This is a genomic window from Mangrovivirga halotolerans (assembly GCF_026241165.1).
Lineage (GTDB): Bacteria > Bacteroidota > Bacteroidia > Cytophagales > Cyclobacteriaceae > Mangrovivirga > Mangrovivirga halotolerans.
This window is the reverse complement of the sequence record NZ_JAPFQN010000002.1, coordinates 401,341-413,870: the sequence shown is the minus strand read 5'-3', so window position 1 is coordinate 413,870 and position 12,530 is coordinate 401,341. Positions and strand designations below refer to the sequence as shown.

Sequence of the window (12,530 nt, the reverse complement as noted above, 5' to 3'; positions counted from 1 at the left end):
TTTGTTTGTATATTAACAAAATCAGTATTTATTCTTTTTCAACAATATCAAATCACAATGACTAAATATTTCTTATTGCCAGTTTTTGTAATTCTTAGTATCACATCTTGTCAACCCACCGAAAAGAAGGAATTAAGTGACACTTTGGAAATGGATACAGTACGACAGGCACTTTATCCATATGATGTAGAAAAAAAAGTCGCAGAGTTAGGAATAAACTTGACAGAACCTGGTGCACCAGTTGCTAATTATGTGAATGCAGTAAGATCAGGAAACCTTGTGTTTCTGGCTGGGAAAGGTCCAAAGAAAGAGGATGGAACATACATAACAGGGAAAGTTGGATCAGACCTTACTGTAGAACAAGGATATGAAGCAGCCAGGTACACTGCTATACAACAGTTAAGTTCTTTAAAAGCAGAGATAGGAGATCTTAATAATGTAGTAAGAATTGTAAAGGTACATGGTATGGTAAATGCTGATCCGGATTTTGCTGATCATCCATCCGTTATCAATGGGTTTAGTGATCTTATCGTCGAAGTATTTGGGGAAAGGGGTAAACATGCCAGAGCAGCAGTAGGTATGGGATCGCTTCCATCTAATATTGCAGTTGAAATTGAAGTGGTCGTGGAGGTTAGAGATTAATTTTAAAAGAAAGTTCCCTTGGGAAAAAGCATTTTTGACTATTACATGGTTGATATTTTATTGTTCCGAAAATTGAATTTTGGTTTAATTTTCCGGAATGTATTAGTGGAACTTTTACGATCAGTTCGTTACTGAAAACTTGAGTTTTGAAATTTCCTACATAAAAATATTCAGGCTCTGGAAAGATGGGGCGACCAAAGGATAAGGTATTAGTTTCCTGCAAATATAATTCTGTAGGGATCATCAAGTCATCTTCAGGTTGATCAGACTGAATATGAAAACCCTGGTCTATTGTAAAGTATAGCACCAGGGTATCCGGGTTTTCAGTAGGGGTCAATATGAATTTTTGAAAATGAACCCAATCATTATCCTGAAAATTACTACAAGTAATCACTAATAGAATTACCAGTAAGCTAGTTTTCCTGAAGAAGCTCATTTAATCTTTTTTGTAGAGAAATCAGTTTAGCGTCAAAGTTTTTAGAGTCTAATAATGACATAAACTGAATATTTCCTTCCGGATCCACAATCAAATTTGATGCTAGCATTACTTCATCTCTTGCAAGGTCAGGTAATACATTTTCAGGAGCAAAAGAAGCAGCAACATTACCATCGGAATCAAGTAAAACCGGGAACGTGAAGTTATATTTATTCTGTAATTTTGATTTTACTAGGCTCTCTGGTTCTTTTACATCAATTATAAGGACTTCAACATTTTCAGACTGATATTTTTCATATAAAGCCTGAAGGTATGGGGCTTCTGCATTACAGAAAGGGCACCAGGTAGTGGCAATATGAATAACTAAGAATTTTTCTTTGTATTCATTCATAGAAACTTCTTTTCCACTAAGATCTTTTAAAGTGAAATCAGGAGCCTTTTGCAAGGGGGCATCGTTGGCATTTTTCTGAGAATACGAGGTGAATGAGAGATTAAAAAACAGAAATATTGTCAACAAAACCCAGTTTGAATTTAAATGGGTCATTGTTTAAACTGTTTTGTGGTTTATAAATTTACTTAAAATAACATTTGAAAAGTTCAAAAAGGATTATTTTTTTCCAAAAGGGACTGTAATTCCAAATACTGGAATACCAACTATAAAACTAGGATAAGCAAAGTCAAAAGCCAGAATTGCACCATAGTTAAAACTAATGTTTTTCGACCCGGATTTCCCTCCGATAGTTAAAAGCATGCCCTCGCCTAAATCCTGGTTTTCAATAAAATTAATTCCGGCAATAAATCCTTCAAGAGTAAGATAGGTTGATTTTGAGACCCGAATAGCTCCACTGATCTTCCCCAGTGGGTATTTAACGAGACCGTAACCATGTTGATAGGGAACTCCTAATCCCAGCGTGAGGTTTCGATTTTTATCACCAAAAGTTGTAGCACCATAGATTGCACCCAGAACAGGCATGTCTACATTAAAGACTTTGAGGCCCATTGCTCCAATTGAAAAATACATGTTTTGCCCAATCTTGTTAAAGCTGTATTTAGCAGAAACCCAAAACGGAAGTCCGATACCAGATGAACCATCAAAAACTGTAAAAACACCAGTGCTTACAGAGAAGTTATTTGTAATTCCATAATTTAAATTATTTGAAAATATCCATAGATTATTATAATATCCCTGTCCTTTTTCCAGAGGGATAGCATTGCCAGATAAGATGTAACGGGTAGCATAAATATGGTCATGCCAGACTTTTCCTTTTTTTATAAGTTGCCCATCGACAATTTCAATTTCTCTGATATCTTCTTTATAGATGTGTAGTAATCCGAATTTTTCGGTTTGGAGAAAAACTTTATTATCAGATTGATCGGTTATTTTACCTCTATATACTGCTTTATCTTTTGTAGTTAAATAAACTGTCTTGGTAGAGTCATATTCTATTTTTTCCTGGCCAGATAACTGGAATGAGAAAAATGATAAGGCAATTACCAGAATATGGAGGTATGGTTTCATTTTAAAAAAGTATAGTTGATAAAATAAGTTCCAAAGGAAAAGGTTATTCGTTAAAAATCATAATCTTAACTGATGATTGTTTTATATATATATAATATCAGATGTTAGATTATGTAAAGATAAAATAATCTTTTACTTATGGGAGAACACTCAGTAAAATCTATTTCTGATGGTCAGTTAAGGGCAAAATATATTAAAAGGTTGCTGGAAGATATTCAGATCCTGGACGAACTTATACAAAATAAAAGTTTTGAAGATGATGTGGTTAGGATTGGAGCGGAGCAGGAATTTTGTCTAATCAATAAAAACTGGAAACCTGCGGATAACTCTCTTGAAGTTCTTAATGAAATTAATGACAGACATTTTACTACCGAACTGGCAAAATATAATCTAGAAATCAACCTGGACCCCTTGCTATTTGAAAAAGATTGTTTTTCCGAACTAGAGAATACCTTAACCAAATTTCTTGAGAAGGCAAAAAAGGCAGCTAAGAAACACGATAGCAGGGTTTTGTTAACGGGTATATTACCTACCATTAGCAGAAAAGAACTACAATTAGATTATATGACGCCCATCCCTCGATATTTTCTACTAAATGAGGTAGTAAAGGCTATCAGAGGTACCGATTTTAGTTTTCATATGATGGGTGTTGATGAGCTCACCTTTATCCATGATTCAGTTTTATTTGAAGCGTGTAATACTAGTTTTCAAATGCATTTGCAGGTGTCCTCAGATGACTTTGTATCTTCTTATAACTGGTCACAGGCTATATCCGGACCTGTGTTAGGTATATGTGCTAATTCACCATTACTGCTTGGTAGAGAATTGTGGTTTGAAACAAGGATCGCTTTATTTATGCAAAGTGTTGATACCAGGATCAGCTCCTATGCCTTGAAAGATCAGGAGCCACGAGTTTCATTTGGAGATAATTGGGCTACGGGAACTGTCACAGATATTTTTAAGAAGAATATATCTAAGTACAAGGTGCTTCTTACCAAAGAACTTGAAGAGAATATTTATGATAAAATGAAAAGAAATATTTCAGAGATTCCCAAGCTAGAAGCCCTGAGTTTACACAATGGGACAATCTATCCATGGAATAGGCCTTGTTATGGAGTTGGAGGAGGTAAACCTCATTTAAGAATAGAAAACAGATATATTCCTTCCGGTCCAACTATAGTTGATGAGGTAGCAAATTTTGCTTTTTGGGCCGGGTTGATGAAAGGGCGTCCTGCAAAATATGATGAGATGGAGGGAGAGATGGACTTCAGAGATGCCAAGAGTAATTTTATTCGAGCTGCTCGGACAGGAAAAGAGTCAGTTATGAGATGGGAAGGGGACTATAGATCAGTAAGGCAATTGATTGCGAATGAATTTTTGCCTTTAGCTTATGAAGGACTAAAAAAAATGGAGGTGGACAAGAGAGATATTGAAAAGTATCTCGGAATCATTGAAAAAAGGACAGCAGGCAGATCATCTGCTCAGTGGATTATTAAAAATTTTCGAGAATTAAAAAAGGACTTAAAAAGGGATGATGCCCTGATGGCTTTGACTAAGTCTATATATAAGCATCAGCAAAAGGGAAAACCAGTTCATGAATGGAAGACTTCTAAGCCAATTCCTGAAATCCACGAATCTGCAAAGTTTGCAGGTCATATAATGTCTACACATTTATTTACAGTAAATGTTGAGGATCCAGCAGAATTTGCCATTAAAATAATGGAATGGAATGATATTCATCATTTGCCTGTTGAGGATATAAAAGGTGATTTGGTTGGAATTTTAGGCGAAAGGTTGCTCAAAAAAGTTAGGAAAAACCAGCTCGATATATCGAAATATAATGTTGGCGATATAATGGAAAAAGATTTTCAAACCGTGGATATTCATCAACCCATTAAAGAAGTGGTAGAAATACTTAGAAACCATCATTTAACATGTTTGCCAGTTGTTGAGAAAAATCAGATGGTTGGAATTATCACTGTAAATGACATAAAGTCGATGAAATATGGTGGAATTAATTGATCAATTTAGCGGTCATAAGATCAAAGTAGGAAGATTGATCGGAAAAATCGAGGGCAGTAAGCATGGTCCGAGCATGATCTTTACTGGAGGAATACATGGTAATGAACCTTCGGGTGTTTTTGCCATTAAAGAAGTTTTTGATGAGATATCAAACAGTAAAATAAAAGTCAGAGGAAATATTTACGGAATTAGTGGTAATCTTCGAGCACTCGGTAAAGGACTGCGATATGAAAAGTATGATTTGAACAGGCTTTGGACCAGAGAAAAAATTAACAATTTGCTTAATGAAGCAGGAAATAATCCAGCTCAGGACATTATTGAGCAAAAGGAAATTCTTGTTGAAATAAGAAAAATTTTGAATGAAGATGAGGGGCCTTTTTATTTTTTCGACCTCCATACCACTTCTAGTGAAACTAATCCTTTTTTAACTGTAAATGATTGTCTTGCAAATAGAAAATTTGCCGAATTATTTCCTGTTCCTATGATTCTGGGAATTGAAGAATATCTTGAAGGCCCATTGTTGAGCTATATCAATGAATTAGGCTATGTCGCCTTTGGATTTGAAGGAGGAAGCCATGGGGATAAATCATCGGTAGATAATCATAAAGCTTTTATTTTGCTGGCTCTTGTGCATGCCGGTATGCTCAAAAAAAAGTCTTTTGATTACTATAAATATTACGATCAACTGGCGAAAACTTCCTTTGACTCGCATGAAATATTTGAGATCTTTTACAGGTATCAGGTTTTTGATAATTCAAAATTTAAAATGAAGCCAGGCTTTGTGAATTTTCAGAAAGTAAAGCAAGGGTTAGTTTTAGCAAAATATAATGGAGAACGAATAAAGGCAGAAGAAAATGCACGCATATTTATGCCTCTATATCAAAATCAGGGCGATGATGGTTTTTTTCTTATCAGAAGGGTTTCTCCTTTCTTCCTTAAATTATCTGAAAAATTAAGGAATCTTAAAATCGATAAGATTCTACCTGTATTGCCTGGTGTGAAGTGGCATAATAGTGAAAAGGACACTTTAGAAGTAGATACTTCAATAGCGAAATTTTTTGCGAAGCGATTTTTCCATCTTCTGGGTTTCAGGGCGATAATTTTAGATAAAAATAAATACCTGATGAAAAACCGTGAAAAAGCCGTAAGAAGTAAAGATTATAAGAATGAAAAGTTTTTTCAATAAATGGAAAAGGTTATTATAAATATCAATTGTTTAAAAATGATTCAATTTTTATTATTGTATTTTTTAAAGAAAATCAATTTTGATATGTATGAACAGATGATGTAACCATTTATGGTCATTTCATATGGAAAGAATGATCTAATAGTATCAAAAATTTAAATATATACCCAGGATAAAATTTGATTTTCATTTTTGATTTTGTAGTAAATCAATAATCAAAAATAACCATTTTTTTTATTCTGTTTTAAGTGCTATTTTAGATAGTAGTGAAAATTAGATGGACTCAAATTAACATGAAATCCGTCGCTTTAATATTATCAGTTTAGGACCAGTAAATTGATATTTTCTATAAGCGCCTAACTATCAGAGAGTCAAAAAAGAGTCCCAAAAATTAATAATTAATAAGTAAGCATAAGGTGGATAAATAGGCTGCCACTATTTATAATTGCAGCCATTTAAAACCAATGCGGAATTAGATTTATTGAGGGAGCATGAAACAAAGTCTTATTTGGAAACATTACCACAAGCCACTCCACAACTTTATATTATATAAGGTTAAAGATAAAGATCTAGCTGAAGATATCATTCAGGAAGTCTGGTTGGCATTACTCAGATCGATGCTTGAAAATCAAGACATTTCCAATCTGGTTGTCTGGTTATTTGATAAGGCTGCTAAAGAAGTTGAATTATTAAAAAAGGATAATGGATATAATAAGTGCTCTTTAAAAATGTTTCAGGATGTTAAGCCTAAACAAGCTATTATATCTTATTTGCTCAATATTCAGGAAATGTCTGTTTCAGAAATTTCCCGGATAATTGAAGAACCTTCTGAGGAAGTCGAATCTATAATAGAAGAAAAAATCGTTGGTTTAACAAATGATACTGATGATTACCTGGTTATTAATTAATATCTTATAAGTACGATTGTTAATTGGTAATCACCAATAAGTTATGATTGCCAGATACATTCTGATATAAACACATAATCTCCCTGTTTTTATTGTCCTCATATTTTGATCTGTTATTTAATCCAATTCCCACAATCTCATTAATTAATTTATTGTTAACACAACCTGAATTGAAGGTTGAAAATTTATATATAATTAACTTCCGATAAATAATAAGGAAATTTTCAATAGATAACTTTATTAATAAACATAAGGGTATCAGATGAAAAACAAGTATTATTTTTTGGTGGCCTCCTTAATTATGATCTCCTGTTTGGAGGAAGAAGAACCAAAATATGTAAATCAAAATCGAAGGATCATTTCAGGGGAATTTGTATCGGGAGAACTCTACCTGGATCCTCAAAGTTTTAATGTAATTTCCGGAAGTAAATTTGGATTTCATGAAATAGATATTGAAACCGGCTTTTACAATGAATTTTCATTTCTTCATAGTAGAAATTACAAGATTTCTAAAGATGGAGAATTAATTTATCTGGTCTCACATCGGGATGAATTATTGTTATTTAACAAAATTACAGGCAAAATATCCTCACTTAACCCACCTGGAGAAAAAGTCAGAACATTTGATTTATCAGAAAATGAAGATAAAGTAGTAATAGAAAATATCCATGGTGAGTTAAAGCAAATAGATTTGAAAACCGGATCTTTATTAGCTCTTGGGCCTGGTAGAAATCCATTATTTGATCCGTCAGGCAGCCAGATTTATATTAATGAGCCGTCTTCCATACTGAATACCTTAACCAGATCCTTAGCTCCAATTGATATTAAAGGAAAAATCATAGGCAAGAATTGGGATTCTGATGAACTTCATATTTTAGTTCAGGAGAATGTTTTATCAGACGGTCTTGTTGTAGTAAGAATATTTGATCTTAATGTTACTGAAAATATTAAAACCAAAGTTTGGGAAAAGCAATTTATCAACAATGGAAACCCGGATTATTTCATCAAATTTCACCCAAATAGTGAACTGGATAAGATAGTTGTATCGTTTAAAGGAAATAATTGGAATTTTGTTTCAACTACTGACTGGACTTTAAATGTATATTTAATTGATTTGAGTTCTAATAAAGAAAGAAAATTAGTTGTATCATCTAATAAAGAAATCAGATCTTACCTTTTTGATGACATTAATGGTAAAGTATATTTTTCTCTTGGTGATCCAAATATAGATTCAGCTACTTTATATTGTGCTGATATACAATGAATTTCAAGGATTTTGGTTTCTTTTTTTAAAGGAATTTAGCGATATTAAAAAGGGTCACCAAAATAGGTTACCCTTTTTTATTGAATTAATTCGTCAAACCGTTATACCATGAAAAATCATTTAAGAATATTACCTTTCCTTATAGGTGTTTTATGTTATTTAAATGCTTATAGTCAGGTAGATGCCCGACTTTTTTATTTCCCTGATGTATCTTCCAGTCATATTACTTTCACTTATGCAAATGATATATGGATAGTACCTAAAGATGGAGGAACAGCAAACAGACTAACAACAGTCCAGGGAACAGAAATTTTTCCTAAGTTTTCTCCTGATGGCAAGCATATAGCTTTCAGCGGCAATTATGAAGGAAGCTCAGATATATATGTTATACCCGCAATGGGTGGTGTACCTAAACGAGTTACCTATCACGGTTCCACCGACAGAATGCTGGATTGGCACCCCGATGGAGACAAAGTTCTTTTTGCTTCAGCCAGAGAAAGTGGAAGACAAAGGTATAACCAATTTTATCTGATAAATAAGAGTGGAGGTGAGGCTCAAAAGTTACCTGTTCCTTATGGAGAAATGGCCTCCTTTTCTCCTGATGGCAAAAGGTTAGCTTATACAGACAAATCAAGGTTGAACAGGACCTGGAAACGTTATCGAGGAGGAATGGCTCCGGATATTACAATTTTCGATCTGGAAGATATGTCTCATAAGAATATAGCTCAAAGTGATGCAAATGAAGAATTGCCAATGTGGGTGGGAAGTAAGGTGTATTTTTTATCAGATCGCGGACCGGAAAAAAGAAATAATCTCTGGTGTATGATATAGAAACTGATCAATCTACTCAACTGACTGAATTCAAAGGTTTTGATATCCATACTCCATCGATAGGTCCGGAGGAAATAGTATTTGAGGCAGATGGGAAATTACACTTATATAATTTATCTGATGGATCAGTCAAAGCTGTAAATATCAATGTCATATCAGATCGCTCCAACCTTTTACCCAAAACTGTAAAGACTCATAAACAGATGCAAAATGCTTGGCTTTCGCATGATGGGAAACGGGCTGTCATTGAAGCCAGGGGTGATCTTTTTTCAGTACCAGCCAGTAATGGGCCGGTAATAAATCTTACTAATACCTCTGGTTCGGCAGAGCGATTTCCAGCCTGGTCTCCGGATGGTAAAAAGATAGCCTATTGGAGTGATGAAAATGGTGAATATAATCTTCATATAATGAATGTTGAGTCCGGGAATAAAACACGCTTAACAAACTTTGACGATGGATTCAGATACCATTTATATTGGTCTCCGGATAGCAAAAAACTTGCTTTCATAGACCAGACAATGGCTATTAATATATTTAATACTAATACCAATAAAACGACAAAAATTGATGAGGGCTTATGGATGTTCCAGTGGGGGTTGGATAATTTTTCAGTATCATGGTCTCCGGATAGTCGATGGATGACTTATTCGAGGGGAGAACAAAATAGAAACAATTCCATATTTATTTATGATACGAAGAATGAGGAAAGAAAAAGAGTGACCAGTCAGTTTTATAATGATTATTCTCCATCATTTGACGCTGATGGGAAATACTTGTACTTCTTTACAAACAGGGCAATGAACCCTACTTATAGTAATTTTGATAATAGTTTTATTTATTCTAAATCTTCTCAATTGGCAGTGCTGCCTCTTGACGAAAGTGTTAAAATTCCATTGTTGTTGAAAAATGATGAAGTGGAAATAAAGGAAGATGAAGAAAAAGAAGAGAGTGATAAAAAGAAGGAAAAGAAAAATGATGAACCTGAAGATGAAGAAGAAAAAGATCCTGAGGTGAGAATAAATTTTTCGAATATAGAGAGCAGAATTGCCTTGATGCCACTAGATCCCGGAAACTATGCCAATCTATATGCTATAAAAGATAAACTTATTTACCATGATAGAACTAATATACAAGGTCCCGCCCCAATAATGATATACGATCCAAAGGAAAACGAATCAAAAGAGGTCTTTGGCAAGGCGAATGGCTTTAGAATGTCTGCTGATGGTAAAAAAATCCTTGTGCTTCAGGGAAACGAACTGGCTGTTATTAATGCGGAGCCAGGTCAGAATATAGAAGATAAATTGCCTCTTAATGAAATGGAGTCTAGAGTAGATCCGATGAAAGAATGGAAACAGATCTTCATGGATGCCTGGAGATTCCAACGCGACTATTTTTATGACGAAAATATGCATGGTGTGGATTGGCTGGCAGTGAAAGATTATTATGGAAGCCTTGTTGAGCAAGCAAATACCAGAAGAGACCTGAATTTTATAATTGGGGAGATGATCGGCGAACTCAATGCCTCGCATACTTATCGTGGAGGTGGTGATACTGAAACCAATGAGCAGACGGAGGTAGGTTATCTTGGAGTTAATTGGAAGGCTGATAACGGCTATTATAAAATATCAGAAATTGTAAAAGGTGCACCATGGGATGCGGAGGCAATAGCGCCGGTCGCTATGCCGGGAATTAATATTAATGAAGGCGATTATATTTTGGCTGTAAACGGTGTGCCTTTAAGTGTAGACAAGGAGCCATATAGTGCTTTTTACGGTCTTAACGGAAAAGCCGTTCAATTAACGGTAAATGATAAGCCTTCTATGGAAGGGGCCAGGAAAGAACTGGTTAAAGCATTTAGTAGGAATGAGGATATCAGATTGAGGCATTTGGCCTGGATTGAAAACAACAGGAAGAAGGTTCAGGAAGCAACAGATGGAAGGGTAGGGTATATATATGTGCGAAGTACCGGATTAGACGGTCAGGCAGAACTAGTTAGGCAGTTTGCAGGCCAATGGAATTTAGATGGCCTGATCATAGATGAGCGCTTTAATAGTGGGGGTCAGATACCCGATCGGTTTATCGAATTGTTAAATAGAAAGCCTTTTGCTTACTGGGATGTAAGAGATGGTCAGAATTGGCAATGGCCTCCGGTAGGCCATTTCGGACCAAAGGCAATGCTTATTAACGGATGGAGTGGATCAGGAGGTGATGCCTTCCCTGATTACTTTAGAAAAGCAGAATTAGGACCATTGATCGGATCCAGAACGTGGGGAGGATTAATTGGAATCTCGGGAGCACCTGCTTTAATTGATGGAGGTAGAGTTACTGTTCCTACTTTTAGAATGTACAATCCGGATGGAACCTGGTTTAAGGAAGGCCATGGTGTTGAACCTGATATCAAAGTGCCAGAAAATCCATCTGAATTGGCAAAAGGAAATGATGTGCAGCTTCAGAAGGCAATAGAATATGTTATGACTGAATTGGAAAACAAAGATTTAGGTGTTCCAGAGCATGAGGCTAAAGAGACCAGATAATATCTCCAATTTTTAAAATCAATATGTTAAAACCGGAGGGTAAATCTCTTCGGTTTTTTCTTTCCTGTTAATTTTCACATACCTGGAACCGTTGTTTAATGGATGGTTAAAAGATTAATAAAAAAAATATATGAATAGCTGATTGCAATATGACTTTAATTTGATATATTATATTTAATATTTAAATAATCATATCTAAACTAGAGATTAACATGATGAAAATGCCAAAATTATTTGCGCTAATATCAATGATATTGATATTAGCCTGTGAGAGTAATGAACAAACTTCATTAGTTCCAGTTCAAGTTGAGCCTGAATTCAGAGATCTATCAGCTATGGGGATCAATGCAAGAATAACATCAAATATTGAAGGGGAGTCATATGTGCTTTATAAAGCTGAATTTCTGACATTGGATGAATCCGGAGAAATGGGTAATACGGTCTTTTTTATGAATACCGGGAATAAGCAATTAGGTGCTGACTTCGTACCAGGATTGAGTCTGGATGGTACTAATGACATTTCATACTATATTGACGAGAACAGACCTTCTGCCGACCTTGATGTTAGTACTTCGTCAGCAGCTGTAGACAGAGCAATGAATACATGGGACGATTTGTTATGCAGTGATCTTAACATATTTAAAGTACCTTCTGACCCTGCAGTAAGTTCAGGTTTTGTTGCTTTTTTATTGGGGTTTGGAGGGAGTCAAGTAGTAATGGCTGATATAACTCATTGCGGGTGGTTAGGCTCTGACTTTTTTAACTTTCTCGCACCAGGAGGTGGTAATTTCATATTAGGAGTGACTTTTACATTTGTTTATAGCGGCCCAGGTGGTCCAACTGATGAAGATAATAATGGTAAATTAGATGTTGCTTTCCGGGAAATATATTACAATGATAATTTTTCCTGGTTTGACGGAGGTAACATCGACGTGGAAACTGTCGCCTTACATGAAGCGGGACATGGGTTAAGTCAGGCACACTTTGGAAAGGCATTTTTAGATGCTGGGGCTGGAAAATTACATTTTAGTCCAAGAGCAGTGATGAATGCTGGGTATTCAGGTATTCAAACTGAAATTCAGAGTACAGATAATGCAGGCCATTGTTCTAATTGGGCAAATTGGTCAAATAATTAACGAACAAGTTTCAAGTTGAGGATCTATCTTATCATAATTGAAAAGATAGATC

11 protein-coding genes are annotated in these 12,530 nt (G+C 35.0%); 8 read left to right on the top strand and 3 right to left on the bottom strand.

The window, feature by feature from the left end:
• Positions 1 to 57: 57 nt before the first annotated feature.
• Positions 58 to 642: a RidA family protein gene (locus tag OO013_RS02900; RefSeq protein WP_439651815.1), complete on the top strand. Its 585-nt coding sequence runs from the start codon at positions 58 to 60 to the stop codon at positions 640 to 642.
• Here OO013_RS02900 and OO013_RS02895 read toward each other — a convergent pair.
• The 3 genes from OO013_RS02895 to OO013_RS02885 form a co-directional block, all read right to left on the bottom strand.
• Positions 632 to 1,078, bottom strand: a complete 447-nt coding sequence (locus OO013_RS02895; protein WP_266055118.1) for a protein-disulfide reductase DsbD domain-containing protein — start codon at positions 1,076 to 1,078, stop codon at positions 632 to 634. The two genes, OO013_RS02900 and OO013_RS02895, sit on opposite strands and share 11 nt — an antisense overlap.
• Complete coding sequence (locus OO013_RS02890; protein WP_266055116.1) at positions 1,056 to 1,622, bottom strand: peroxiredoxin family protein; 567 nt, start codon at positions 1,620 to 1,622, stop codon at positions 1,056 to 1,058. Before OO013_RS02890 ends, OO013_RS02895 begins: the two co-directional genes overlap by 23 nt.
• Positions 1,623 to 1,685: 63 nt before the next feature.
• The gene (locus OO013_RS02885) at positions 1,686 to 2,597 is read right to left on the bottom strand and encodes a hypothetical protein (protein ID WP_266055114.1); all 912 of its coding nucleotides are present in this window, start codon (positions 2,595 to 2,597) and stop codon (positions 1,686 to 1,688) included.
• A gap of 138 nt (positions 2,598 to 2,735) precedes the next feature.
• On the opposite strand from OO013_RS02885, the gene OO013_RS02880 reads away from it, so the two are divergent.
• The 7 genes from OO013_RS02880 to OO013_RS02850 all read left to right on the top strand — a co-directional run bounded on the left by OO013_RS02880 (position 2,736) and on the right by OO013_RS02850 (position 12,478).
• Positions 2,736 to 4,619 (top strand): glutamate-cysteine ligase family protein, encoded by a 1,884-nt coding sequence (locus OO013_RS02880; protein WP_266055113.1) that lies wholly within the window; start codon positions 2,736 to 2,738, stop codon positions 4,617 to 4,619.
• Positions 4,603 to 5,805: a succinylglutamate desuccinylase/aspartoacylase family protein gene (locus tag OO013_RS02875; protein WP_266055112.1), complete on the top strand. Its 1,203-nt coding sequence runs from the start codon at positions 4,603 to 4,605 to the stop codon at positions 5,803 to 5,805. Before OO013_RS02880 ends, OO013_RS02875 begins: the two co-directional genes overlap by 17 nt.
• Before the next feature lie 491 nt (positions 5,806 to 6,296).
• On the top strand, positions 6,297 to 6,713 hold the full coding sequence (locus OO013_RS02870; RefSeq protein WP_266055111.1) for a sigma factor: 417 nt from the start codon (positions 6,297 to 6,299) through the stop codon (positions 6,711 to 6,713).
• Between the two features lie 262 nt (positions 6,714 to 6,975).
• Positions 6,976 to 7,977 (top strand): hypothetical protein, encoded by a 1,002-nt coding sequence (locus OO013_RS02865; protein WP_266055110.1) that lies wholly within the window; start codon positions 6,976 to 6,978, stop codon positions 7,975 to 7,977.
• A 108-nt stretch (positions 7,978 to 8,085) separates the two neighbouring features.
• Positions 8,086 to 8,808, top strand: coding sequence for a hypothetical protein (locus OO013_RS02860; RefSeq protein WP_266055108.1), 723 nt, complete (start codon positions 8,086 to 8,088; stop codon positions 8,806 to 8,808).
• Entirely contained in the window at positions 8,796 to 11,342 is a 2,547-nt protein-coding gene (locus OO013_RS20245) for a S41 family peptidase (RefSeq protein ID WP_266055107.1), read from the top strand. The genes OO013_RS02860 and OO013_RS20245 overlap by 13 nt, the downstream gene beginning before the upstream one ends.
• 221 nt (positions 11,343 to 11,563) lie before the next feature.
• Positions 11,564 to 12,478 (top strand): hypothetical protein, encoded by a 915-nt coding sequence (locus tag OO013_RS02850; protein WP_266055106.1) that lies wholly within the window; start codon positions 11,564 to 11,566, stop codon positions 12,476 to 12,478.
• The last annotated feature ends 52 nt before the right edge of the window (positions 12,479 to 12,530 follow it).

Excerpts from the sequence above, each read along its gene's own strand:
- OO013_RS02900 (WP_439651815.1), top strand. The coding sequence starts at position 58 with ATGACTAAATATTTCTTATTGCCAGTTTTTGTAATTCTTAGTATCACA.
- OO013_RS02895 (WP_266055118.1), bottom strand. The coding sequence starts at position 1,078 with ATGAGCTTCTTCAGGAAAACTAGCTTACTGGTAATTCTATTAGTGATT.
- OO013_RS02890 (WP_266055116.1), bottom strand. The coding sequence starts at position 1,622 with ATGACCCATTTAAATTCAAACTGGGTTTTGTTGACAATATTTCTGTTT.
- OO013_RS02885 (WP_266055114.1), bottom strand. The coding sequence starts at position 2,597 with ATGAAACCATACCTCCATATTCTGGTAATTGCCTTATCATTTTTCTCA.
- OO013_RS02880 (WP_266055113.1), top strand. The coding sequence starts at position 2,736 with ATGGGAGAACACTCAGTAAAATCTATTTCTGATGGTCAGTTAAGGGCA.
- OO013_RS02875 (WP_266055112.1), top strand. The coding sequence starts at position 4,603 with ATGGTGGAATTAATTGATCAATTTAGCGGTCATAAGATCAAAGTAGGA.
- OO013_RS02870 (WP_266055111.1), top strand. The coding sequence starts at position 6,297 with ATGAAACAAAGTCTTATTTGGAAACATTACCACAAGCCACTCCACAAC.
- OO013_RS02865 (WP_266055110.1), top strand. The coding sequence starts at position 6,976 with ATGAAAAACAAGTATTATTTTTTGGTGGCCTCCTTAATTATGATCTCC.
- OO013_RS02860 (WP_266055108.1), top strand. The coding sequence starts at position 8,086 with ATGAAAAATCATTTAAGAATATTACCTTTCCTTATAGGTGTTTTATGT.
- OO013_RS02850 (WP_266055106.1), top strand. The coding sequence starts at position 11,564 with ATGCCAAAATTATTTGCGCTAATATCAATGATATTGATATTAGCCTGT.